Source organism: Klebsiella sp. CTHL.F3a (assembly GCF_019890895.1).
Taxonomy (GTDB): domain Bacteria; phylum Pseudomonadota; class Gammaproteobacteria; order Enterobacterales; family Enterobacteriaceae; genus Klebsiella; species Klebsiella grimontii.
Window position 1 is genome coordinate 1,745,009 of record NZ_CP082360.1, and the last position, 26,115, is coordinate 1,771,123.

Genomic DNA, 26,115 nt, shown 5'->3' on the forward strand with positions numbered 1-26,115 from the left:
GTAATTCGAGCATTTGTTGTGACTTTGTGCGCATATTAGAAAGCGATGTCATATTTCTGTAACAAAGTGTGCGACATTTCACAGTATTAGATTTACGCTTTGCCTACTATCGCGACCAAATCAGAAGTCAGTGAATAAATTACGTTTTTTTGCGTCGACGTCAGAAGAACAGCAATGGCCACGGAGGCTGATATGTTAAGTATATTTAAACCCGCAGCGCATAAGGCGCGTTTGCCAACGGCGGAAATCGACCCCTTATATCGTCGATTACGTTGGCAGATCTTTATCGGTATCTTCTTCGGATATGCCGCTTACTATCTGGTTCGTAAGAACTTTGCTTTGGCGATGCCCTATCTTATCGAACAAGGATTCTCCCGTGGCGATCTCGGCTTTGCGCTTTCCGGTATCTCCATCGCCTACGGGTTTTCGAAATTCATCATGGGCTCGGTCTCAGATCGTTCGAATCCGCGCATTTTTTTACCGGCAGGGCTGATCCTGGCCGCGCTGGTGATGCTGGTCATGGGCTTCGTCCCCTGGGCGACCTCCAGCATTATGGTGATGTTCGTGCTGCTGTTCCTGTGCGGCTGGTTCCAGGGGATGGGCTGGCCGCCGTGCGGGCGCACGATGGTGCACTGGTGGTCGCAAAAAGAGCGTGGCGGTATTGTGTCGGTATGGAACTGCGCGCATAACGTCGGCGGCGGGATCCCGCCGCTGCTGTTTCTGCTGGGAATGGCGTGGTTTAACGACTGGCACGCGGCGCTGTATATGCCGGCTTTCGGCGCGATCCTGCTGGCGATTTTCGCCTTCGCGATGATGCGCGATACCCCGCAGTCCTGCGGCCTGCCCCCTATCGAAGAGTACAAAAACGATTATCCTGACGACTACAGCGAGAAGCATGAAGAAGAGCTGACCGCAAAGCAGATCTTTATGCAGTACATCCTGCCGAACAAGCTGCTGTGGTACATCGCCGTCGCTAACGTATTTGTCTATCTGCTGCGCTACGGCATTCTTGACTGGTCGCCGACCTATCTGAAGGAAGTTAAGCACTTCGCGCTGGATAAATCATCCTGGGCCTACTTCCTTTATGAATACGCGGGGATCCCGGGCACGCTGCTGTGCGGCTGGATGTCGGATAAAGTGTTTAAAGGCAACCGCGGCGCGACCGGCGTCTTCTTTATGACCCTGGTCACCATCGCCACCGTCGTTTACTGGCTGAACCCGCCGGGTAATCCGGGCGTGGATATGGCCTGCATGATCATCATCGGCTTCCTTATTTATGGTCCGGTGATGCTGATTGGCCTGCACGCGCTGGAGCTGGCGCCGAAAAAAGCCGCCGGCACCGCCGCGGGCTTCACCGGCCTGTTCGGCTATCTCGGCGGCTCGGTAGCCGCGAGCGCTATCGTTGGCTATACCGTCGATTTCTTCGGCTGGGACGGCGGCTTTATGGTAATGATCGGCGGCAGCGTGCTGGCTGTCCTGCTGTTGATTATCGTGATGCTGGGTGAACGACGTCATCACCAGCAGATGAAACAAGGCTAAGGAGCTGCGATGAAAAGTCAATTAACCGCCCTGATGAGCGGAATGCTGCTGGCCGCTACCGCGCTCTCTTTCAGCGCCGTCGCAGGGGAGAAAATCGTTATCGCCCACCGCGGCGCCAGCGGCTATCTGCCGGAACATACCCTGCCGGCGAAAGCGATGGCGTATGCTCAGGGGGCCGATTACCTTGAGCAAGACCTGGTGATGACTAAAGACGACCGGCTGGTGGTACTGCATGACCACTATCTGGACCGGGTGACCGACGTGGCGCAGCGTTTCCCGCAGCGGGCGCGTAAGGATGGCCGCTTCTACGCCATCGACTTTACGCTCGCCGAGATAAAGTCGCTGAAGTTTACCGAAGGGTTTGAGCCGAAAGATGGCAAGAACGTGCAAACTTATCCGGGCCGTTTCCCGATGGGGAAATCTGATTTCCGTATTCATACCTTTGAAGAGGAGATTGAGTTTGTGCAGGGGTTGAACCATTCGACCGGCAAAAACATCGGCATCTACCCGGAAATCAAAGCACCGTGGTTCCACCATCAGGAAGGCAAGGATATTGCCGCCAGTACGCTGAAGGTGCTGAAAGAGTATGGTTATACCCGCAAGCAGGATAAGGTCTATCTGCAGTGTTTTGACGCGGACGAGCTCAAACGTATTAAACACGAGCTGGAGCCGAAGATGGGGATGGATCTCAATCTGGTACAGCTTATCGCCTATACCGACTGGAATGAGACCCAGCAGCGGCAGGCCGACGGCAAGTGGGTGAACTACAGCTATGACTGGATGTTCAAACCAGGGGCAATGGCGCAGATAGCACAGTACGCTGACGGCATTGGTCCGGACTACCACATGCTGGTGGCCGAAGGTTCGAAGCCAGGTGAGGTGAAGCTGACGGCCATGGTGAAAGAAGCTCACGCCAGCCATATGCAGGTCCATCCGTATACGGTCCGCGCCGATCAGTTGCCGGAGTACGCAACCGACGTCAATCAGCTCTATAACGTGCTGTATCGCCAGGCGGACGTTGACGGCCTGTTTACCGATTTCCCGGATAAAGCGGTGCAGTTTCTGAACGCGAAGCAGTAAAAAGCCGGGTTTACCCGGCCTGTGAACGGCAGTTTCATAGGTCGGGTAAGCGCAGCGCCACCCGATAAAGATTACATCTCGATTTCAATATCGCCTTGCGCCCGGCAGCAGCAGGGCAAAATCTCACCCGGCTGGACAAACGCCAGCGGCTCGGTGAGCCAGTCAACCTGGCCCGAAACCAGCCGTAGACGGCAGGAGCCGCAGTAGCCTTCGCGGCATTGATACTCCACGTCGATATTGTGCGATTCCAGAGCCGCCAGCAGAGAGGGATGTTCATCCTGACACTCAAGACGAGTGTCAGAAATCTTCAAAAAAATGCGTTTCATCAGAGCTGGAAGTTGCTCAGATCGTCGGCGTCGACTTCGGAATCGATCTGCCCGACGAGATAGGAACTGACTTCCACTTCCTGCGGCGCAACCTGCACGTTATCGGACACCAGCCAGGTGTTGATCCACGGGATCGGGTTGGAGCGGGTCTGGAACGGCAGATCGAGACCCACCGCCTGCATGCGGATGTTGGTAATGTACTCAACGTACTGGCAGAGAATATCTTTGTTCAGGCCGATCATCGAGCCGTCGCGGAACAGATAATCCGCCCACTCTTTTTCCTGCTGCGCCGCCTGCACGAACAGGTCGTAGCACGCCTGTTTGCACTCTTCGGCGATTGAAGCCATCTCCGGATCGTCGACGCCTGAACGCAGCAGGTTCAGCATATGCTGAGTACCGGTCAGGTGCAGCGCTTCGTCGCGGGCGATCAGACGGATAATCTTGGCGTTACCTTCCATCAGCTTGCGCTCGGCAAAGGCGAAGGAGCAGGCAAAGCTGACGTAAAAACGGATGGCTTCCAGCGCGTTCACGCTCATCAGGCACAGGTAGAGTTTCTTTTTCAGCTCGCGCAGGTTCACGGTGATAGTTTTACCGTTCACGCTGTGGGTGCCTTCGCCCAGCAGATGCCAGTAGCTGGTTAGCTCAATCAATTCATCGTAATAGCTGGAAATCCCTTCCGCGCGTTTCTGGATCTGCTCGTTGGTGACGATATCGTCAAACACCATCGCCGGATCGTTAACGATATTGCGGATGATGTGGGTGTAGGAGCGCGAATGAATGGTCTCTGAGAACGCCCAGGTTTCAACCCAGGTTTCCAGCTCCGGAATCGAAATCAGCGGCAGCAGGGCGACGTTCGGGCTGCGTCCCTGGATCGAGTCAAGCAGCGTCTGATATTTCAGGTTGCTGATAAAAATGTGCTTTTCGTGTTCCGGCAGCGCCTGGTAGTCGATGCGGTCGCGGGAAACGTCAACTTCTTCCGGACGCCAGAAGAAGGAGAGCTGTTTTTCAATCAGCTTTTCGAAGATGTCATATTTTTGCTGATCGTAGCGGGCGACGTTCACCGGCTGACCAAAAAACATCGGCTCAAGCAGCTGATCGTTTTTGGTCTGAGAAAAAGTGGTATATGCCATGAGTGAGGATCCTGTCCTGGAATTACAAGCCGGGTGGCACTTCGCTAACCCGGCCTACAATATACCGTAGGCCCGGCAAGCAACGCGCCGCCGGGCAATATTATCAAATCTTACATGCGCCGCTTTCGCAGCCGTCGTCCTGGATGGACGGCGCCAGATCATCCTGAGCATCTTCCGCGCCATCGCGAGTGTTGTGATAGTACAGCGTTTTGACGCCGAACTTATAGGCATTGAGCAAGTCTTTCAGTAATTGCTGCATCGGCACTTTACCTGACGGGAAGCGAGTCGGATCGTAGTTGGTGTTGGCAGAAATCGACTGGTCGATAAACTTCTGCATAATACCGACCAGCTGCAAGTAACCGTCGTTGTTCGGCATTTCCCACAGCAGCTCGTAGCCGTTCTGCAGTTTTTCGTAATCCGGCACCACCTGGCGCAGGATCCCGTCTTTCGATGCTTTGATGCTGACGTGGCCGCGCGGCGGCTCAATGCCGTTGGTGGCATTGGAGATCTGCGAAGAGGTCTCGGACGGCATCAGCGCGGAGAGCGTGGAGTTACGCAGGCCGTGCGTTTTGATCGATTCGCGCAACGCTTCCCAGTCGTAATGCAGGGATTCATTGACGATCGCATCCAGGTCTTTTTTATAGGTATCGATCGGCAGAATGCCTTTGGCGTAGGTGGTTTCGTTGAACCACGGGCACGCGCCCTGCTCGATAGCCAGTTCGTTAGAGGCTTTCAGCAGGTAGTACTGAATCGCTTCGAACGTTTTATGCGTCAGGTTGTTGGCGCTGCCGTCGGAGTAGCGTTTACCGTGCTTCGCCAGATAGTAGGCAAAGTTGATCACGCCAATACCCAACGTGCGACGGCCCATGGCGCCGCGTTTGGCTGCCGGGATCGGGTAGTCCTGATAATCCAGCAGGGCATCCAGCGCGCGAACCGCCAGTACCGCCAGCTCTTCCAACTCATCAAGGCTATCGATAACGCCGAGGTTGAAAGCGGAGAGGGTGCACAGCGCAATCTCACCGTTTTCGTCGTTCACATCTTCCAGCGGCTTGGTCGGCAGGGCGATTTCCAGGCACAGGTTGGACTGGCGCACCGGCGCGACAACCGGGTCAAACGGGCTGTGGGTATTGCAGTGGTCGACGTTCTGGATGTAGATACGGCCGGTGGAGGCGCGCTCCTGCATCATCAGCGAGAACAGCTCTACCGCTTTGATGCGCTGCTTGCGAATGCTGTCGTCCTGCTCATATTTTGTGTACAGACGCTCGAACTCGTCCTGATCGGCAAAGAACGCATCGTACAGGCCCGGGACGTCTGATGGGCTGAACAGGGTGATATCGCCGCCTTTCAGCAGGCGGGTATACATCAGCTTGTTGATCTGTACGCCGTAGTCCATGTGACGAACGCGGTTGGCGTCGGTGCCACGGTTATTTTTCAGCACCAGCAGGCTTTCGACTTCCAGATGCCACATCGGGTAGAAGAGGGTCGCCGCACCGCCGCGCACACCACCCTGGGAACAGGATTTTACCGCGGTCTGGAAGTGCTTATAGAACGGGATACAGCCGGTGTGGAACGCTTCACCGCCGCGAATCGGGCTACCCAGCGCGCGGATGCGGCCAGCGTTGATGCCGATACCGGCGCGCTGAGAGACGTATTTAACAATGGCGCTGGAGGTGGCGTTAATCGAATCCAGGCTGTCGCCGCACTCGATCAGCACGCAGGAGCTGAACTGGCGGGTTGGGGTGCGCACGCCGGACATGATCGGCGTGGGCAGGGAGATTTTAAACGTCGACACCGCGTCATAGAAACGCTTGATGTAGTCCAGACGCGTCTCGCGCGGGTAGTTGGAGAACAGGCAGGCGGCAACCAGAATGTACAGGAACTGGGCGCTTTCGTAGATCTCGCCGGTGACGCGGTTCTGCACCAGATATTTACCTTCGAGCTGCTTAACCGCCGCGTAGGAGAAGGTCATATCGCGATCGTGCTCGATGAACGAATCCATCTGCTTGAACTCTTCTTCCGTGTAGTCTTCCAGCAGATGAGTATCGTATTTGCCGTTTTTCACCATTTTCGACACGTGGTCGAACAGCGCTGGCGGCTCAAACTGGCCGTAGGCTTTTTTACGCAGGTGGAAAATCGCCAGGCGGGCGGCGAGATACTGGTAATCCGGGGCATCGCGGGAAATAAGGTCCGCGGCGGCTTTGATAATGGTTTCGTGAATGTCAGCGGTTTTGATGCCGTCATAGAACTGAATGTGGGAACGCAGTTCTACCTGGGAGATGGATACGTTATTCAGCCCTTCTGCCGCCCAATCCAGCACGCGGTGGATTTTATCGAGATTGATGCGCTCGGTGCTACCGTCGCGCTTTGTCACCAGCAGACTCTGATTCATGTGGATTATACCTGTCCGTGAAAGAAAATATCCCCCCACTTATCCACAGATCGCCGTTGTGACTAACTCTGTGGATAAATACTATATGTAGGGGGTTGTCGATAAAAGAAACGCTATATGGTGAGTATTCTAGTAAGGATTCTTTTGAGTACAAGAGTTGATTTTGAGGTTAAATTGAGGTTGCGGAAGGGTAATGATCGCGAAATCCACGCCACATAAGGCCTGGAGAAGATGTCAATAAAACAGAAAAAAAAATGAAAATTTGATCGAGTGCTGATTTCTTCATCGGAAGAAAAAATCACGCGGCTTGATGCCGCGCAATCATCATAGGAAAAACAGCTGACGCTATGCCTTCGTCGCCGTTGTATGCAACATATAGTTAACATCAACGCCCGGCGCCAGCTTGAAGGTATTGGTCAACGGATTGTAGTGAAGACCGGTAATATGCTGCTCTTTCAGAATAGTCTCATCAACCCAGCCGATCAGCTCCGCTGGTTTAATAAATTTCTTCACGTCATGGGTACCTTTTGGCACCATCTTCATCACGTATTCGGCGCCCACGACCGCCATCAGCCACGCTTTACCGTTACGGTTAATGGTCGAGAAGAAGACCTGGCCGCCGGGTTTGACCAGCCGCGCGCAGGCGTGGACCACCGACTGCGGGTCCGGGACGTGCTCCAACATCTCCATGCAGGTCACGACGTCATACTGCTGGGCATGCTTCGCCGCGTGCTCTTCAACGGTTTCCTGGACGTATTCGACCTGAATACCGCTCTCCAGGGCGTGCAGCCTGGCCACCTGTAACGGTTCGAAACCCATATCCAGACCGGTCACCGTCGCGCCTTCCCGAGCCATGCTTTCAGCCAGGATGCCGCCGCCGCAGCCGACATCGAGCACTTTTTTGCCAAACAGGCCTCCGGCGCGCTCCGCGATATAGCCAAGACGTAGAGGGTTGATGCGATGTAACGGCTTGAATTCGCCTTCTAAATCCCACCAGCGCGAGGCGACGGCTTCAAATTTAGCGATTTCATTATGATCAACATTGTGGGCCACCGACGGTTTTTCGGCATTCATGGGCGCTTTTACTCCTGTTCAGTTCAGACCCGCGAGTATATCAGGCCTCAGGGATGAATAAACCGTCTATCCCTGTCGCCTTCCGCCGCGCGAAAATCATTGGGTATAGGTTTACCCGTATCACTACGGGTGTGTTATAATTTGCGACCTTTGAATCCGGGATACAGTAGAGGGATAGCGGTTAGATGAGCGACCTTGCGAGAGAAATTACACCGGTCAACATTGAGGAAGAGCTGAAGAGCTCGTATCTGGATTATGCGATGTCGGTCATTGTTGGCCGTGCGCTGCCGGATGTCCGAGATGGCCTGAAGCCGGTACACCGTCGCGTACTATACGCCATGAACGTATTGGGCAATGACTGGAACAAAGCCTATAAAAAATCTGCCCGTGTCGTTGGTGACGTAATCGGTAAATACCACCCTCATGGTGATACTGCCGTATACGATACCATTGTACGTATGGCGCAGCCATTCTCCCTGCGTTACATGCTGGTAGATGGCCAGGGTAACTTCGGTTCTGTCGACGGCGACTCCGCCGCAGCGATGCGTTATACGGAAATCCGTATGTCGAAGATCGCTCATGAACTGATGGCCGACCTGGAAAAAGAGACGGTGGATTTCGTCGATAACTATGACGGCACGGAAAAGATCCCTGACGTTATGCCGACCAAAATCCCGAACCTGTTAGTCAACGGTTCGTCCGGTATCGCGGTAGGTATGGCGACCAACATTCCGCCGCATAACCTGACCGAAGTGATCAACGGCTGTCTGGCCTACGTTGAAAACGAAGACATCAGCATTGAAGGGCTGATGGAACATATTCCGGGTCCGGACTTCCCGACCGCCGCGATCATCAACGGTCGCCGCGGCATTGAAGAGGCCTATCGTACCGGTCGCGGTAAAGTGTACATTCGCGCGCGCGCGGAAGTGGAAGCTGACGCGAAAACCGGTCGCGAAACCATCATCGTGCATGAAATTCCGTATCAGGTGAACAAAGCGCGCCTGATTGAGAAAATCGCTGAGCTGGTCAAAGACAAACGCGTCGAAGGCATCAGCGCGCTGCGCGACGAGTCTGATAAAGACGGCATGCGTATCGTGATAGAAGTGAAGCGCGATGCGGTGGGTGAGGTGGTTCTTAACAACCTTTATTCGCAGACTCAGCTCCAGGTCTCCTTCGGTATCAACATGGTTGCCCTGCACCATGGTCAGCCGAAGATCATGAACCTGAAAGAAATTATTGCCGCGTTCGTGCGCCACCGCCGCGAAGTGGTGACCCGCCGTACGATTTTTGAACTGCGTAAAGCCCGCGATCGCGCGCACATCCTCGAAGCGCTGGCGATTGCCCTGGCCAACATCGATCCGATTATTGAGCTGATTCGCCGCGCGCCGACGCCGGCGGAAGCGAAAGCTGGCTTAATCGCCCGTTCATGGGATCTGGGCAATGTTTCCGCGATGCTGGAACGTGCAGGCGATGACGCCGCGCGTCCGGAATGGCTGGAACCTGAATTCGGCGTGCGCGACGGCCAGTACTACCTGACCGAACAGCAGGCACAGGCGATTCTGGATCTGCGTTTGCAGAAACTGACCGGCCTTGAGCATGAAAAACTGCTCGACGAATACAAAGAGCTGTTGGAACAGATTGCGGAATTGCTGCACATTCTGGGCAGCGCCGATCGCCTGATGGAAGTTATCCGCGAAGAGCTGGAGCTGGTCCGTGAACAGTTCGGCGACGCGCGCCGTACCGAGATCACCGCTAACAGCGCCGATATCAACATCGAAGACCTGATCAACCAGGAAGATGTTGTCGTGACCCTTTCGCATCAGGGCTACGTGAAGTATCAGCCGTTAACCGACTACGAAGCGCAGCGTCGCGGCGGCAAAGGCAAATCTGCGGCGCGTATCAAAGAAGAAGACTTTATCGACCGTCTGCTGGTGGCCAACACCCACGACACGATCCTCTGCTTCTCCAGCCGCGGTCGTCTCTACTGGATGAAAGTTTATCAGTTGCCGGAAGCCAGCCGCGGCGCGCGCGGTCGTCCGATCGTCAACCTGCTGCCGCTGGAAGCCAACGAGCGCATCACCGCGATCCTGCCGGTCCGCGAATACGAAGAGGGCGTGAACGTCTTTATGGCGACCGCCAGCGGTACCGTGAAGAAAACGGCGCTGACCGAATTCAGCCGTCCGCGTTCCGCCGGTATTATCGCGGTTAACCTTAACGAAGGCGACGAACTGATTGGCGTCGATCTGACTTCCGGTCAGGACGAAGTCATGCTGTTCTCAGCCGCCGGTAAAGTGGTGCGCTTTAAAGAGGACGCCGTCCGCGCGATGGGCCGTACCGCCACCGGCGTGCGCGGCATCAAGCTGGCCGGCGAGGACAAGGTGGTCTCGCTGATCGTTCCGCGCGGCGAAGGCGCCATCCTGACCGTCACGCAGAACGGCTACGGTAAACGTACCGCGGCTGAAGAGTATCCAACCAAGTCGCGTGCGACCCAGGGCGTTATCTCTATCAAAGTCACCGAACGCAACGGTTCCGTTGTGGGCGCGGTGCAGGTAGATGACTGCGACCAGATTATGATGATCACCGATGCGGGCACGCTGGTACGAACCCGCGTTTCTGAAGTGAGCATTGTGGGTCGTAACACTCAGGGCGTGATTCTGATCCGCACCGCGGAAGATGAAAACGTGGTTGGCCTGCAGCGCGTAGCTGAGCCGGTTGATGACGAAGAGCTGGATGCCATCGACGGCAGCGCGGCGGAAGGCGATGAGGATATCGCGCCGGAAGCGGATACTGACGATGATATTGCCGAAGACGAAGAGTAATTCTCTGCGGTGATTGTTCTGAAAGGGTCGGGGCTATCCCCGACCCTTTTTGTTTTCCCGTTGCGGGACCGTTGTTTTATCGTTACCTTAACGCCATTCTGTTGAGCCCCTGACGGCCGAGCATCGCCACATTGAAATATCTAGCTTCTTTCCATAACACGTTAAAGGTTTCACGCTATCTATTCAGAGCGCTGGCGGTACTACTGTGGGTGCTGGTCGCTTTTGTGTCGGTGTTTTACATCGTCAATGCTTTGCACGATCGCGAATCGGAAATTCGCCAGGAATTTAATCTCAATGCCGATCAGGCGCAGCGCTACATCCAGCGTACCGCCGATGTGATCAAAGAGCTGAAGTACGTTGCGGGCAACCGGCCGATGGACGGCGGCGAAGGCGGTGATACGCCGGTTCAGCGCGGCGATATCGCGATACCTAATTTTGAACCGCTCTACCCGGACTCCGACTGCGCGCTGATGAGTACGACCTGGCGTAATTCGCTACAGTCACTGGCGTGGTTTATGCGCTACTGGCGTGACAATTTCTCAACGGCCTACGACCTCAATCGTATTTTTTTGATTGGCAGCGACAATCTGTGTATGGCCAACTTCGGTCTGCGCGATATTCCGCTGGAGCGGGACCAGGCGTTAAAAGTGCTGCATCAGCGCATTGAGCAGTATCGCGACGCGCCGCAAAACGAGCGCGGTAATAATCTGTTCTGGATAAGCCAGGGCGTGCGTCCGGGCGTTGGTTATTTCTATGCGTTGACCCCAATCTATGTAGCGAATCGCCTGCAGGCGATGCTCGGCGTAGAGCAAACCATCCGTATGGAAAGCTTCTTTACTCCTGGTAGTCTGCCGATGAACGTCACTATCCTCGACGATAACGGTCAGTCGCTGATTTCGCTTGCCGGGTCGGACAGTAATATTAAAGCGGATGCGAAGTGGATGCAGGAGCGTCTGTGGTTCGGCTATACCGCCGGTTTTCGCGAGCTGGCGATGAAAAAAAACCTGCCGCCATCATCCCTGAGTATTGTCTATTCGGTGCCGGTGGATCAGGTGCTGGAACGCATCCGGATGCTGATACTGAACGCTGTGGTGCTCAATCTGCTCACCGGCGTGCTCCTCTTTGTCCTCGCCCGAATGTATGAACGGCGTATTTTTATTCCGGCAGAAAATGACGCCCAGCGGCTGGAAGAGCATGAGCAGTTCAACCGAAAAATCGTTGCCTCCGCGCCGGTGGGGATCTGTATTTTACGTACGCTCGACGGCACCAACATCCTGAGTAACGAGCTGGCGCATAACTATCTCAACATGCTAACCCACGAGGACAGGCAGCGGCTGACGCAAATTATCTGCGGCCAGCAGGTGAACTTTGTCGATGTGCTGACCAGCAATAACACTAACCTGCAAATCAGCTTTGTCCACTCGCGCTACCGTAATGAGAATGTGGCGATTTGCGTGTTGGTGGATGTCTCGGCGCGCGTCAAAATGGAGGAGTCGCTGCAGGAGATGGCCCAGGCTGCCGAGCAGGCCAGCCAGTCGAAATCAATGTTCCTCGCCACCGTCAGCCACGAACTGCGCACGCCGCTGTACGGGATTATCGGTAACCTTGATTTATTGCAGACCAAAGAGCTGCCGAAGGGCGTCGATCGCCTGGTGACGGCGATGAACAACTCTTCCAGCCTGCTGCTGAAAATTATTAGCGATATCCTCGACTTCTCAAAAATTGAGTCCGAGCAGCTAAAAATTGAGCCGCGGGAGTTTTCGCCGCGCGAGGTCATGAACCATATTTCCGCCAACTATCTGCCGCTGGTGGTGCGTAAGCACCTGGGGCTGTACTGTTTTATTGAGCCCGACGTACCGCAGCTGATGTCCGGCGATCCCATGCGCCTGCAACAGGTTATTTCCAACCTGCTAAGTAATGCGATTAAGTTTACCGATACCGGCTGTATTGTCCTGCACGTAGAGCGGGCGGATGATTATCTGCGCATCAGCGTACGCGACACCGGCGAAGGGATCCCGGCGAAAGAGGTGGTACGCCTGTTCGATCCATTCTTCCAGGTCGGAACCGGGGTGCAGCGCAACTTCCAGGGGACGGGACTCGGTCTGGCGATCTGTGAAAAGCTTATCAGCATGATGGATGGCGATATTGCCGTCGAAACCGAGCCCGGCATGGGCAGCCGGTTCACCATTCGTATCCCGCTTTATGGCGTACAAAATACGCCGCCGCTACTGATTGACGGCCTGGCTGAAAAATGCTGCTGGTTGGCGATTGATAACAGCTCGCTGGCGGTGTTCGTCGAGCAGTTGCTGACATTTCACGGCGTCCCGGTCCGTCGTTTTGACGGGCAAACGCCGGGAGCGGAAGATATTCTGTTAACCGATAGCGAGACGTATGAAGCCTGGACCGGCTGCGCAATGGTGATCTTCTCTCGTCGGCATATCGGTATTCCGCAGGAGCGGGCGCCCGGCGAATGGCTGCATAGTGTGGCCACGCCCCATGAACTGCTGCCGCTTCTGGGACGCATCTTCCATATCGCCGTGGCCAGCGCGGAAAACGGGCCCGCGCTATCCGCGGCGGATGCGGAAACCACCAGCAATGATGACATGATGATCCTGGTGGTAGACGATCATCCTATTAACCGACGTCTGCTGGCCGATCAGCTGGGATCGCTGGGCTATCAGTGCGTGACGGCAAATGATGGGGTCGATGCGCTGAATGTTCTGAGCAAGCAGCATATTGATATCGTGCTTAGCGACGTCAACATGCCGAATATGGACGGCTATCGCCTGACCCAGCGCATACGCCAGCTGGGACTCACGCTGCCGGTGATCGGGGTCACCGCCAACGCCCTGGCGGAAGAGAAGCAGCGCTGCCTGGAGTCGGGTATGGACAGCTGCCTTTCTAAGCCGGTGACTCTGGATATTATCAAGCAGACCCTGACGGTCTACGCAGCACGGGTACGTAAGGGAAGGGAGTAAGGCAGTTTCCCGGATAGCGCTGCGCTATCCGGGAAGGGAGACGTTAGTCTTTATCCGTGGAGCTCAGGGAAACGGAAGAGAGGTAGTTAAGCAGGGCAATGTCGTTTTCCACACCGAGCTTCATCATTGCCGATTTTTTCTGGCTACTGATGGTTTTGATACTGCGGTTGAGCTTTTTGGCAATCTCTGTGACCAGGAAGCCTTCGGCGAACAGACGCAATACCTCACTCTCTTTAGGCGACAAACGTTTGTCGCCGTAACCGCCGGCGCTGATTTTTTCCAGCAGGCGCGAAACGCTTTCCGGGGTGAATTTTTTGCCCTTTTGCAGCGCGGCCAGCGCTTTAGGCAGATCGGTTGGCGCACCCTGTTTCAGGACGATCCCTTCGATGTCCAGATCCAGCACCGCGCTCAGGATCGCCGGGTTGTTATTCATTGTCAGGACAATGATGGACAGATCCGGGAAATGACGCTTGATGTATTTGATAAGCGTAATGCCATCGCCGTATTTATCACCGGGCATGGATAAATCGGTAATCAGGACGTGTGCGTCCAGCTTTGGCAGATTGTTGATTAATGCGGTGGAGTCTTCAAACTCGCCGACAACGTTCACCCACTCAATTTGTTCAAGTGACTTACGAATACCGAACAGTACGATCGGATGGTCATCGGCAATAATTACGTTCATATTGTTCATGTATTAGGCTACCTTGCTACAGCAAGCTCTTGACGTAGTCGTCAATGTCGCTGATATATTTTTCTATGCCTTGCGCATCTTTTTCTCGAATCAGATGCTCAAGCGTTTCACATAACTGCTTGCCGGGTACCAGATTTAGCATAGCAAACGCCCCTTTGAGGCGGTGAGCGGTCTGCGCCAGCGCGGCGAAATCGCCTGTTGCCCGTTCATTATACAGCCTCTTAACATCATCTGGTACCGTGTCTGCAAACAGCGTGTAATAGCCGCTGGCATGCAGTTCGGCGTTACTTTCGCTACCGGCTGAGGAAGGGGGCTCCTCTTCCTCAGCAAGCTGCTGCTCAATCAGCTGGAGGATAGCTTCCTGCATCGCAGCGCTGATATTAAAGTTTACGCGGAGCTGACCAGGACCAATCTTATGAACCCGGACTTCATCATCGCTTAAAAGCAAGCCCGAAGCAGTAAGATTAGACGGATTATCCGTTAAAAAGAGATCATATTGTTGACTTGTGATTCTGTCATCCGGCGTGATGCAGGTGGCCCCCCAGCTTTCAAGCTGGCGGGTGACGATACGGCGGACTTCATGGGCCGTTACATCAAGCAGTATTACGACCTCATCCAACAGATGTTCCCCTGAATCACTCTCCTCTGCGCTGGCGGCCATTTTTAGATGCAGGGAGTAGCGGGTGCCCAGCGACTCGCGCGCTTTGATATTGAGCTGCCCGCCTAGCTTGCGGGTCAGGCGATCGCAGAGCCAGAAGGTGAGGGCGTTGGCTTTGCCGTAAAGGTCTGCCTGCGTCTCGTTGAGGAACGGGAAGTGCATATTGTCGATTTCATTCGCCGAAACGCCGTTGCCGGTATCCAGAATACGGAAGGTCAGGCGGTCGTCAGCTGATTCATCTTTACTCACTTCCAGGGTGATTTTGCCGATAGGCGTGGTGGTAACCGAATATTGGATGAGCAGTAAAAGTGTGCGGCGCAGGGCGTCGCGATCGCCGTAGCGTTGCTCATTGGCCGGCAGCGAGTTGTTAATCAGCAGCTGAAGACCTTTACGTTTGATGATGGGCAGGACTTCAGGCACCACTTCATCTATCAATTCCTGAATGGAGAACAGACCCTGCGCGCTCTTCCAGCTATCGGTCTCCAGCAGGTTTGCCAGCTGTATTTCATCGACCAGTTGGACCAGTTCATCTGCATGCTGGGCCAGCTTGCGGCTTTCAGCTATGCCGAGCGCCGCGGCTTCTTCCGCCAGCGTTTGCGCTGGCTGCTTCAGCGCCATACCGATATGCTGCATAAAAGCAGTGCGGCCCTGCTGGTTTTTCTCATACAGGCGCTGGGCCTGCTTGAGCTTCTTATTCACCAGCACTTCACGGTCCTGATCGCGAATAATAAAGATTTGCGTACGCGGCGAAACCTGGCTGCGGAAATGACGGATTTCATACAGTTCATTGTTCACCGTCGCCTGAATCACGCCCTGATGCTGATCGGCCATGTTAATGATGTTTTGCAGGTTCAGATGCGGCAGCAGATGATCGGCAATCGGATTGCTAATCACCGTACGGTTAGCGTCCAGATCGTGCACCAGAAGCCCTAGCGGCAGCAGGGAAACAATCTCTTCGTGAATGGCGCGCTGGGCGCGCAGCTCATTATTGGCTGCCGAAGAGACCGCCGTTCCCACGATGCTTTTACGGCCGCTGTAGTGGCGAAAGGTCGTAAATCCGAACAGCGCCAGCGCCAGCAGACCAATATTCAGCAACAGCGGCAGTAAGATACTCTGCAAGGACTCCAGAATCAGCTCGCTAAAGGGCACCATCCAGACCAGACGCATACCGGTGGTATTAATGGTGGTGAGAATTTCAATCTGCGGGCCGTTAAAGTTAATGCTAACGATGTCGGCGGCTTCTTTATCCGGGTTGCTGTTGACGCTTTGCGACGGATCGGGCTCCAGCCGGAAGCTCTCCAGCGACATACTAGGAGGAATGAGATCGTTAATGGGCAGATCGAAGGCGACAACGGTCGCCAGGTGACCGGGCTGGTTGAATGTCGTGCGTAAAGTAAAGTAGTAGCCGTTTTGCCAGGCAAGGTGGCGCAGCGACGAAAAGGTCTCGCGTTCATCTAAGGTGTTGGCCTGAAGCAGCATTTCTGCCCGTCGTGATTCGACGACGCTGCTGATGGTCGACTCTTTGAAGCTGGAAGAGAGGTCTTTTAAGGGCAGCGTTGAAACCAGAATCAGGCTGTTATCAAGCCCGTTCAGGTAATACATCGACCAGGGGATCGTCTCGGCGCCCCACAGGATATCGAGATAGTTGGAGATTTTTTGCGTCATTTCCAGCGTTGAGCCGTCATGCGAGCCAAAAATCAGCGCTTCTGTTTTGCGCCGGGGTTTCTCCAGGTAGTAAACATCCTGTTTTAAACGCGTTTCCTGGAGCCCTGTCTCTGAGACTGAACTGGACGAGGTCGCAGCGATATTGTCATAAATCTGCCAGGTGGCGTAGCGCCAGGTATCGATGCGTTTATGTAAGTCGTAGCTGACATCGACCACCTGGTAGCTTTTGTCTTTAAGCCAGGTGTTAACGGCGCTTTGGATCATGACCCCCATCGTCGCCAGTAGGACGATGACCATGAGAATAAAGAAGCGAGTAATGTTGCCGGGTATCAGGGAAAATTTTTTCGGGGTCATCGTGTGAGAATACGACTCATCATTGTGTGTAAACGGACTGTTGCACCAAGTTAACCGGGGGCAGCGCAGATGCTACGAACAGTATAAGGGTTAACGTCCAAAATCCATACATCTGAATATCCTACAATGACTTTTTGCCTTGAGATTGATGCCAAACCAGCGGGGCGTACAAAGATGTACGTCCCGGTTATTTTTGTACAATTATTTACGGATTCGATAATGTAAATAGCACTAAATAACAAGAAATTATATAAATTACTCCGATTTTAGCCGTAAGTTGTTTGATTAATAACCGTTATTTTTTTCGCGGTTAGCAGGGAATAATTAAAGATGTGTAAAGAAGGGTAAAAAAAACCGGATGCGAGGCATCCGGTTGAAATAGGGGTAAACAGACATTCAGAACTGAATGACGGTAATAAATAAAGTTAATGATGATAGCGGGATTAATTTTAGTCCCAGATGAGAATTTTGTTTTACCATTCAGTGCTATAGGTGTGTAACTGTGTAACTCTTTGACATTGATTGATAATTTTTATTTTTTGATTATTAGTGCTTATTTTTATGGGCTTTTTGTGCAGAAAAAAAGTTCCCTTACATTTACAATTTGAAACATCTTGTGGGTATTTTGAAACATCTTAGAAGTTTTAGTATCATATTCTTGTTGGATTATTCTGCATTTTGCAGCACAATGAAATAGCCGACTGATTAGAAGGGTAATCAGTAAGCAGTGGCAATAATAAAAGGCATATAACAAACAGAGGGTTAATAACATGAAAGTTAAAGTACTGTCCCTCCTGGTACCGGCACTGCTGGTAGCGGGCGCAGCGAATGCGGCTGAAGTCTATAACAAAGATGGCAACAAATTAGACCTGTACGGTAAAATCGACGGTCTGCACTATTTCTCTGACGACAAAGGTCAAGATGGCGACCAGACCTACATGCGTCTGGGCATCAAAGGCGAAACCCAGATCAATGATCAGCTGACCGGTTACGGCCAGTGGGAATACAACGTCCAGGCTAACAACACCGAAAGCTCCAGCAATCAGGCGTGGACTCGTCTGGCGTTTGCAGGTCTGAAATTCGGCGACGCGGGTTCTTTCGACTACGGTCGTAACTACGGCGTTGTTTACGACGTAACTTCCTGGACCGACGTTCTGCCGGAATTCGGCGGCGACACCTACGGTTCTGACAACTTCCTGCAGTCTCGCGCTAACGGCGTGGCAACCTACCGTAACTCTGACTTCTTCGGTCTGGTTGACGGCCTGAACTTTGCTCTGCAGTATCAGGGTAAAAACGGCAGCGTAAGCGGTGAAGGTTCGACCAACAACGGTCGTGACTGGAACAAACAGAACGGCGACGGTTACGGCACTGCTGTGACCTATGATATCTACGACGGTATCAGCGCTGGTTTCGCGTACTCTCACTCTAAACGTACCAGCCAGCAGAACACTGTTCCTGCTCTGGGCCGCGGCGACAACGCTGAAACCTACACCGGTGGTCTGAAATATGACGCCAACAACATCTACCTGGCGACTCAGTACACCCAGACCTACAACGCAACTCGCGCTGGCAACCAGGGCTTTGCTAACAAAGCGCAGAACTTCGAAGTGGTTGCACAGTACCAGTTCGACTTCGGTCTGCGTCCGTCCGTGGCTTACCTGCAGTCCAAAGGTAAGGATCTGGAAGGTTACGGCGATCAGGATCTGCTGAAATATGTTGATGTAGGCGCGACCTACTACTTCAACAAAAACATGTCCACCTACGTTGACTACAAAATCAACCTGCTGGACGACAACCGCTTCACCCGTGCTGCCAATGTGTCTACCGACGACATCGTTGCTCTGGGCCTGGTTTACCAGTTCTAAGTACGCAGAAGTTTGAAAAAAGGCGCCGATGGCGCCTTTTTTTATGCCCGGTTTAACCTTACTGGTGTACTCTTTGCGCCTTAGCCAGAGGAAGCCAATTTTATGGATATCACTTTTTTCCGCGCCGCCCTGTTCGGCGCCTGCGTATTACTTTCAGGCTGTGATTCAGCCACCTCTCCCCAGACGCCAAAATCCGCCGCCACCGTGCTGGATGGCAAAACCATGGGCACATTCTGGCGGGTCAGCGTCATCAACCTTGATGAGGCGAAGGCCGAGGCGCTGCGCCAGAAAGTGCAGGCTCAGCTCGATGCCGACGACCGTCTACTTTCTACCTGGAAGAACGATTCAGCGTTGATGCGCTTTAACCATTCGTCGGGAACGTCGCCGTGGCCGGTCAGCGAGGCGATGGCAGATATCGTGACGATGTCGCTGCGCATTGGCGCGAAAACCCATGGCGCCATGGATATCACCGTCGGGCCGCTGGTCAATTTATGGGGCTTTGGTCCGGATAAACAGCCGGTAAAAACGCCGGATGCGCAGCAGATTGCTGCGGCGAAAGCGCGCAGCGGATTACAGCATCTGACGGTGATCAACCAGGCCGGCCAACAGTATCTGCAAAAAGACATTGCGGATCTGTTCGTCGATCTCTCTACCGTGGGTGAAGGCTACGCCGCCGATCATCTGGCGCGCCTGATGGAGCAGGAGGGGATCTCGCGCTATCTGGTCTCGGTGGGCGGCGCGCTGGTGAGCCGGGGTATGAATGCGGAAGGGCAGCCCTGGCGGGTGGCGATCCAGAAGCCAACCGATCGCGAAAACGCGGTGCAGGCGATCGTTGATATCAACGGCCACGGCATCAGCACCTCCGGCAGCTACCGCAACTACTATGAGCTGGACGGTAAGCGCATCTCGCACGTTATCGATCCGCAAACCGGGCGGCCTATTGATCATAAACTGGTTTCGGTGACCGTTATCGCCCCGACGGCGCTGGAGGCCGACGGCTGGGATACCGGGCTGATGGTGCTGGGGCCGGAAAAAGCGCAGGACGTGGTTCGCGAACAGGGGCTGGCGGTATATATGATTGTCAAAGAGGGTGACGGGTTTAAAACCTGGATGTCGCCGCAGTTCCGCGCGTTCCTCGTTGGCGAGAAAAATTAAAGCGCAAGATTTCGGGTTTTTGTTAACGGACTTCGGGCCACACTGCAGATACACTTACAGCAGGAGTCCGTGATGAAACCGATAATGATTGATACCGATGAGCGCCGCTGGCAGGCGGTATGCGAACGTGATGCCCGCGCCGATGGTCAGTTTGTTTTTGCCGTGCTGACCACCGGCGTTTGCTGCCGTCCGTCCTGTCGTTCGCGTCGCGCGCTGCGGGAAAATGTTCGCTTTTACCCTGACGTTGCAACCGCGCAGGCGGAAGGCTTTCGCCCCTGCAAACGCTGCCAGCCGGAAAAAACCGACCCGCAGCAGCAGAAGGTAGAGAAAGTGGCCGCCGCGTGCCGTCTGCTGGAGCAGGAAATGCCGGTGACGCTGGAGGCGCTGGCGCGTCAGGCCGCGCTCAGCCCCTTTCATTTTCACCGCCTCTTTAAATCCGTCACCGGAATGACCCCTAAAGCCTGGCAACAGGCCTGGCGCGCTCGCCGTTTACGCGAAGCGCTGGGGCAGGGGGAGAAAATTACCGATGCGGCGCTGTCGGCCGGCTTCCCGGACAATAGCAGCTACTATCAGCAGGCAGATGCCGCGCTGGGGATGACCGCCCGCCAGTTTCGCCGCGGCGGCGAGGATCTCGATATTACCTGGGTATGCGGCGATGGTCCGCTGGGACGCTGTCTGGTGGCTGAGAGTAAGCGGGGCGTGTGCGCCGTGCTGCCGGGAGAGAGCGATGCTTTGCTCTACGCTGAATTAGCCAGCCTGTTTCCCAATGCGCGGCTGCATCCGGGCGATGATGCTTTTCGTCAGCGGGTGGCGCAGGTATTTTCCCATCTTGATGACCACCGGCAGCCGTTTTCCCTGCCGTTGGATTTGCGCGGCACGGCTTTTCAGCTTCAGGTCTGGCAGGCGCTACGTCAGATCCCGGCGGGAGAGACCCGCAGCTATCGCCAGGTCGCGCAAAGTATCGGCCGCCCCCGCGCGGTGAGAGCAGTGGCAAGCGCCTGTGCCGCTAATAAGCTGGCGCTGGTTATTCCCTGCCATCGGGTCGTTCGCCAAGATGGGGCGCTATCCGGCTATCGTTGGGGAACGGCGCGCAAGGCGCTGTTGCTGGCGCGAGAAGCGTCATCCGAGGAGAAATAATGTTCGATCTTTTTGCCGATACGCCGCCCTGGCAGGAGCCGCTGGCTCCGGGGGCGATAATTTTGCGCCGCTACGCCCGAGAGCGCGCCCCGGCGCTGTTGCAGGCAATCGCCGGGATTGCCGATCGTTCGCCTTTTCGCCAGATGGTCACCCCCGGCGGTTATACGATGTCGGTGGCGATGACCAACTGCGGCGAGCTGGGCTGGACGACGAACCAGTTTGGCTATCTTTATGCTGCCGACGATCCGCTGACCGGCAAGCGCTGGCCGCAGATGCCGCCGCCTTTCCGCGAGCTGGCCGCAGAGGCCGCGGCGGCGGCTGGCTATGCGCGCTTTACCCCGGATGCTTGTCTTATCAACCGCTACCAGCCCGGCGCGAAGCTGTCGCTGCATCAGGATAAAGACGAGCATAACCTGCGAGCGCCGATTGTCTCCGTCTCGCTGGGGCTGCCGGCAATATTTCAGTTCGGCGGGCTGCGGCGTAACGATCCGCTACAGCGTGTGCTGCTGGAGCACGGCGATGTGGTGGTCTGGGGCGGCGAATCGCGGCTGTTTTACCACGGTATTCAGCCGCTCAAAGAGGGCATCCACCCGGAGACCGGCGCCTGTCGTTACAATCTCACTTTCCGCCTGGCGGGTAATAAAGAATAAAAATAAGAATTATTCTTGCTGTCATCGTCGAGCAGTTTAAACTGCTGGCTGTTTTTGCTTGCCCGGATTATGCGTTATGGAACTTCTTCTTCTTGTCTGGCGTCAATATCGCTGGCCGTTTATCTCCGTCATTGCCTTGAGCCTGCTGAGCGCGGCGCTGGGTATTGGGCTTATCGCCTTCATTAACCTGCGCCTGATAACCCTTGTCGATACCTCCCTGACGGTCCTGCCGGAGTTCCTCGGGCTGCTACTGCTATTGATGGCGGTCACCCTCGGCTCGCAGCTGGCGCTGACCACGCTTGGCCACCATTTCGTCTACCGCCTGCGCGGCGAATTTATTAAGCGCATTCTGGATACGCAAATCGAGAAGATCGAGAAAATCGGCAGCGCGTCTCTGCTGGCCGGGTTAACCAGCGATATCCGTAATATCACCATTGCCTTCGTGCGCCTGCCGGAGCTGGTGCAGGGGATTATTCTCACCTTCGGTTCCGCCGCCTATCTGGCCTGGCTGTCGGGAAAAATGATGCTGGTTACCGCCCTGTGGCTGGCGTTGACCATCTGGGGCGGATTTATGCTGGTATCGCGGGTTTATAAGCATATGGCGTCGCTGCGCGAAAGCGAAGATAAGCTATATCACGACTACCAGACGGTGCTCGAAGGTCGCAAAGAACTCACTCTCAACCGCGAGCGCGCCGAATATGTGTTTAATCAGCTCTATCTGCCGGATGCGCGAGAATACCGGCACCATATTGTTCGCGCCGATACCTTCCATCTGAGCGCGGTTAACTGGTCGAATATTATGATGCTGGGCGCGATTGGCCTGGTCTTCTGGATGGCCAACAGCCTGGGCTGGGCCGATACGGCGGTGGCGGCGACCTACTCGTTGACCCTATTATTCCTGCGCACGCCGCTGCTTTCCGCAGTTGGCGCGCTGCCCACTCTGCTCAGCGCGCAGGTGGCGTTCAACAAGCTGAATAAGTTTTCGCTCGTGCCGTACCGCGCTGAATTTCCGCAGCCGCAGGCGCATCCCCACTGGCAGACGCTCGAGCTGCGCGACATCACCTTCCATTATGCTGACAACAGCTTTGCGGTTGGGCCGATTAATATGACCCTCAAGCGCGGCGAACTGGTCTTTCTGATTGGCGGCAACGGTAGCGGGAAATCGACGTTGGCTATGTTGTTGACCGGTTTGTATCAGCCCCTTTCCGGGCAGATCCTGGTCGACGGGCAGCCGATGGCGGCGGATAAGCCGGAAGATTATCGCAAGCTGTTCTCGGCGGTGTTTACCGACGTCTGGCTGTTTGACAGACTGCTGGGGCCGGAAGGAAAGGCGGCTGACCCGGCGCTGGTGGAGAAGTGGCTGGGTTATCTGCAGATGAACCATAAGCTACGGCTCGACGATGGCAAAATCCTCGACCTGAAGCTGTCAAAAGGGCAGAAAAAGCGCGTGGCGCTGCTGCTGGCGTTAGCGGAAGACAGAGATATCATTATGCTTGATGAATGGGCGGCGGATCAGGACCCCCATTTCCGCCGTGAATTCTACCAGGTGCTGCTGCCGCTGATGAAGGAGATGGGTAAAACCCTCTTTGCTATTAGCCATGACGATCACTACTTTCAGCACGCCGACAGGCTGCTGGAAATGCGCGGCGGCCAGTTGTCTGAGCTGACCGGAAATGAGCGCGAGCTGGCGACGCGCGACGCGGTCGCCCGTACCGCCTGATCGCTTTATGCCGTCCCGGAGGCGCCAGCCGACCTCCGGGCTTCCCGCAGGCTGCTGTTTTTTCCGTCGACTGAATTCATAGCGGTTATTATTTCCGCCTCCTCGCGCTATGCTTAAGGCTTCCGGCCTGCTGGTCTGACAGATATTTTTACAAGGATTGCCTGACCGATGTCCGTTTTGCATAAAAAAAGCGCCAGATTGCGTGACGAAGAGCGCGCCCGCCTCATTTGGCTCCTGAGCACCGATAAAGCCGTCACATCTTCGCTGCTGGGTAAATTAACCCTCGCTGAACGTTACGATGACAGCACGCTTGCCGACGATCTGGCGGAAGTGGAGATGCTGGTTTCCCACCTGCCGCCCCCGGACCTTGCCGATGCGCTTGAGGCTCTGCCTTATGATGCGCGCAACGCGCTCTGGCGGCTGGTCGCAGACGATAAGCGCGGTGAAGTGCTGCTGGAGGCATCGGAAAGCGTCTGGGGCGACCTCATTGAGGAAATGAGCGATCACGACCTGCTGTTCGCGCTGCAAAATCTCGATATTGATGAACAGGTCTACCTGCTGCAGCACCTGCCGCGCGATCTGACCGGACGTTTGCTGGCAACGCTGCCCGCGGATAAGCGCGCGCGTATTCGCCAGATGATGCGCTACGCCGACAATACCGTCGGCGCGATCATGGAGTTTGAGGTCATTACCGTTCGTCCGGAAGCCACTCTTGCGGCGGTACAGCGCTATCTGCGGCGATTAGGGAAAATGCCGGAGAACACCGACAAACTGTTTGTGACCACCCGCAATAAGCTGCTGCTCGGCGAACTCGAGCTGCAAACCATTCTGCTTAACGATGCGCAGAAGCGGGTAGGGGAAGTGATGGAAGGCGATCCCGTCACCTTCCAGCCGCACGAGGATGCGGAAAAAGTGGCGCGTACTTTTGAACGTGATGACTTACTCAGCGCCGCAGTGATTGATGCCGACGGCAAGCTGATGGGGCGTTTAACTATCGATGAGATCGTTGATGTGGTCTATGAAGAGACGGACAACGATTTACGCCGGATGGGCGGCCTGAGCAACGATGACGACGTTTTTGCCCCGGTCAGTAAGGCGGTGAAGACCCGCTGGGCCTGGCTGGCGGTGAATCTATGCACCGCATTTATCGCCTCCCGCGTTATCGACGGTTTCGAACACACCATCTCCCAACTGGTGGCGCTGGCCTCACTGATGCCGATTGTCGCCGGGATCGGCGGCAACACCGGCAATCAGACGATCACCATGATCGTACGGGCAATGGCGTTACAGCATATTCAGCCGGGAAGCTTTTCGTTTCTGATCTTGCGTGAGATGGGTGTTGCGCTGATCAATGGGATCGTCTGGGGCGGGATTATGGGGGCCATTACCTGGTGGCTGTATGACGATCCGCAGCTTGGCGCCGTGATGACCCTGGCGATGATGCTCAACCTGCTAATGGCGGCGATGATGGGCGTGATTATCCCGATGGTGATGGTTAAGCTAGGTCGCGATCCGGCGGTCGGCTCCAGCGTGATGATTACCGCGATTACCGACACCGGCGGATTCTTTATTTTTCTTGGGCTGGCGACGATTTTTCTGATGTAGACCGCGCTTGATTACGCAGGCGACGGGGGATCAGCACCATCGAAACCAGGCCTGCCAGGACGCCAATTGCCAGATTGCTGGTGCCGACGGTCGCGCCGACGGTTACCAGCATCACCAGCGTTTCCGGCCACGGGTTGCGCGCCAGCTCCGCCGGACGAACGCTGTGCCAGCTAAAGGTTTTTACCGCCACAATCACCATCACGCCGGCGAGAACGGCCATCGGGATTTTCGCCATCACTTCGCTGAGCGCGGTCACCAGCAGGAGGAGCACCAGGCCTGCGACAATGGTCGAGACGCGGCTGCGCGCTTTACCCATTTCAACGTTAACGATGGTCTGGCCGATCATTGCGCATCCGGCGATGCCGCCATAAAACCCGGCGAGGATATTGGCGATGCCCAGACCGGCGCTCTCGCGCGCCTTACTGGAAGGGGTATGGGTCAAATCATCGACCAGCTTCGCCGTCAGAAGTGACTCCATCAGGCCGACAAAAGCGATGCTCAGCGCGCAGGGCCAGATAATGCTCAGCGTGGTTAAGTCCAGAGGCACCATCAGGCTGGTTAATCCCGGCAGTCCGCCGTTCATGGAGCCTTCGTCGCCGACGGTCGGCAGCAGCTGGCCGCTGAAAACGGTAAACAGGGTCAACAGAACGATAGCAATCAGCGGAGAAGGGACTGCCTTAATAAAGCGCGGCGCCCACAGCACAATCAGCAGCGTTAACACGAACAGGCCGATAATCAGCGGCTGCTTGCTCCAGAAATGCGGTACCTGAGCAAAAAAGATGAGAATACCCAGCGCGTTAACAAAACCGGTCATCACCGGCTGCGGGATAAAGCGCATCAGCCGCGCCATGCCGCAAATGCCAAACAAAATTTGAATAACGCCTGCCATCACGACCGCTGGCAGAATGTAGCCGACGCCGTATTGATGCACCATTGGACCAATAACCAGCGCCACCGATCCGGCGGCCGCGGTGACCATGGCTGGCCGTCCGCCCAGGAGCGACATCGCCATACACAGCACCACGGAGGCAATCAGGCTAACTTTCGGGTCAACGCCAGCGATAACCGAGAAGGAGATGACCTCAGGGATGAGCGCCAGTGCGGTGAGCACGCCAGCCAACGTTTCACGCGTCAGCAGCGCGGGCGAACGCAGTATCTGGCCTAATGCGCCAGCGTTAGCGGAGGTAGCGGGATCAGAAACTGGAGGCATAAAAAAAGTTCGCAGATTTTAAAAATTTGGCGGCAGGATCGATCGCTGCTTACGTGCGGTCGGTCAC

General features: G+C 55.2%; 17 protein-coding genes. 10 read left to right on the forward strand and 7 right to left on the reverse strand.

Features of this window, described 5'->3' with window-relative positions:
• Positions 1-192: 192 nt before the first annotated feature.
• Positions 193-1,539 carry a glycerol-3-phosphate transporter gene (glpT, locus tag K7H21_RS08385; protein ID WP_004123062.1) on the forward strand — a complete coding sequence of 449 codons (1,347 nt, stop codon included), beginning with the start codon at positions 193-195 and terminating at the stop codon, positions 1,537-1,539.
• A 9-nt stretch (positions 1,540-1,548) separates the two neighbouring features.
• Positions 1,549-2,619: a glycerophosphodiester phosphodiesterase gene (glpQ, locus tag K7H21_RS08390; protein WP_112165599.1), complete on the forward strand. Its 1,071-nt coding sequence runs from the start codon at positions 1,549-1,551 to the stop codon at positions 2,617-2,619.
• Between the two features lie 71 nt (positions 2,620-2,690).
• On the opposite strand, the gene yfaE is transcribed toward glpQ, so the two are convergent.
• From yfaE to ubiG, 4 genes are all read right to left on the reverse strand, one after another.
• Positions 2,691-2,945: a class I ribonucleotide reductase maintenance protein YfaE gene (gene yfaE, locus K7H21_RS08395; RefSeq protein ID WP_004123060.1), complete on the reverse strand. Its 255-nt coding sequence runs from the start codon at positions 2,943-2,945 to the stop codon at positions 2,691-2,693.
• Positions 2,945-4,075, reverse strand: coding sequence for a class Ia ribonucleoside-diphosphate reductase subunit beta (gene nrdB, locus K7H21_RS08400; protein ID WP_004123058.1), 1,131 nt, complete (start codon positions 4,073-4,075; stop codon positions 2,945-2,947). Before nrdB ends, yfaE begins: the two co-directional genes overlap by 1 nt.
• 103 nt (positions 4,076-4,178) lie before the next feature.
• Positions 4,179-6,464: a class 1a ribonucleoside-diphosphate reductase subunit alpha gene (nrdA, locus tag K7H21_RS08405; protein WP_004123055.1), complete on the reverse strand. Its 2,286-nt coding sequence runs from the start codon at positions 6,462-6,464 to the stop codon at positions 4,179-4,181.
• Positions 6,465-6,809: 345 nt separating this feature from the next.
• Complete coding sequence (gene ubiG, locus K7H21_RS08410; protein WP_004123052.1) at positions 6,810-7,538, reverse strand: bifunctional 2-polyprenyl-6-hydroxyphenol methylase/3-demethylubiquinol 3-O-methyltransferase UbiG; 729 nt, start codon at positions 7,536-7,538, stop codon at positions 6,810-6,812.
• 185 nt (positions 7,539-7,723) lie between these two features.
• On the opposite strand from ubiG, the gene gyrA reads away from it, so the two are divergent.
• Together gyrA and rcsC are read left to right on the forward strand one after the other, a co-directional pair.
• Positions 7,724-10,357 (forward strand): DNA topoisomerase (ATP-hydrolyzing) subunit A, encoded by a 2,634-nt coding sequence (gyrA, locus tag K7H21_RS08415; protein WP_004123050.1) that lies wholly within the window; start codon positions 7,724-7,726, stop codon positions 10,355-10,357.
• 131 nt (positions 10,358-10,488) lie between these two features.
• Entirely contained in the window at positions 10,489-13,335 is a 2,847-nt protein-coding gene (rcsC, locus tag K7H21_RS08420; RefSeq protein ID WP_004123047.1) for a two-component system sensor histidine kinase RcsC, read from the forward strand.
• A gap of 43 nt (positions 13,336-13,378) precedes the next feature.
• Here the strand turns inward: rcsC and rcsB are convergent, their stop codons facing one another.
• Entirely contained in the window at positions 13,379-14,029 is a 651-nt protein-coding gene (rcsB, locus tag K7H21_RS08425; protein WP_004103995.1) for a response regulator transcription factor RcsB, read from the reverse strand.
• A 16-nt stretch (positions 14,030-14,045) separates the two neighbouring features.
• Positions 14,046-16,706 (reverse strand): phosphotransferase RcsD, encoded by a 2,661-nt coding sequence (gene rcsD / locus K7H21_RS08430; protein ID WP_223035701.1) that lies wholly within the window; start codon positions 16,704-16,706, stop codon positions 14,046-14,048.
• Between the two features lie 770 nt (positions 16,707-17,476).
• On the opposite strand from rcsD, the gene K7H21_RS08435 reads away from it, so the two are divergent.
• The 6 genes from K7H21_RS08435 to mgtE all read left to right on the forward strand — a co-directional run bounded on the left by K7H21_RS08435 (position 17,477) and on the right by mgtE (position 24,838).
• On the forward strand, positions 17,477-18,571 hold the full coding sequence (locus K7H21_RS08435; protein ID WP_223035702.1) for a porin OmpC: 1,095 nt from the start codon (positions 17,477-17,479) through the stop codon (positions 18,569-18,571).
• Positions 18,572-18,673: 102 nt separating this feature from the next.
• The gene (apbE, locus tag K7H21_RS08440; protein WP_142445927.1) at positions 18,674-19,726 is read left to right on the forward strand and encodes an FAD:protein FMN transferase ApbE; all 1,053 of its coding nucleotides are present in this window, start codon (positions 18,674-18,676) and stop codon (positions 19,724-19,726) included.
• 72 nt (positions 19,727-19,798) lie between these two features.
• Positions 19,799-20,863 (forward strand): bifunctional DNA-binding transcriptional regulator/O6-methylguanine-DNA methyltransferase Ada, encoded by a 1,065-nt coding sequence (gene ada, locus K7H21_RS08445; RefSeq protein ID WP_004123023.1) that lies wholly within the window; start codon positions 19,799-19,801, stop codon positions 20,861-20,863.
• Positions 20,863-21,513: a DNA oxidative demethylase AlkB gene (gene alkB, locus K7H21_RS08450; RefSeq protein WP_142446754.1), complete on the forward strand. Its 651-nt coding sequence runs from the start codon at positions 20,863-20,865 to the stop codon at positions 21,511-21,513. The genes ada and alkB overlap by 1 nt, the downstream gene beginning before the upstream one ends.
• Positions 21,514-21,589: 76 nt before the next feature.
• Positions 21,590-23,233 (forward strand): multidrug ABC transporter permease/ATP-binding protein, encoded by a 1,644-nt coding sequence (locus tag K7H21_RS08455; protein WP_087829144.1) that lies wholly within the window; start codon positions 21,590-21,592, stop codon positions 23,231-23,233.
• 168 nt (positions 23,234-23,401) lie between these two features.
• A complete protein-coding gene (gene mgtE, locus K7H21_RS08460) occupies positions 23,402-24,838 on the forward strand; it encodes a magnesium transporter (protein ID WP_004123017.1) in 1,437 nt (478 codons plus the stop codon).
• On the opposite strand, the gene K7H21_RS08465 is transcribed toward mgtE, so the two are convergent.
• The gene (locus tag K7H21_RS08465) at positions 24,801-26,048 is read right to left on the reverse strand and encodes a SulP family inorganic anion transporter (protein WP_228751070.1); all 1,248 of its coding nucleotides are present in this window, start codon (positions 26,046-26,048) and stop codon (positions 24,801-24,803) included. The genes mgtE and K7H21_RS08465 overlap by 38 nt on opposite strands.
• Positions 26,049-26,115: the final 67 nt, after the last annotated feature.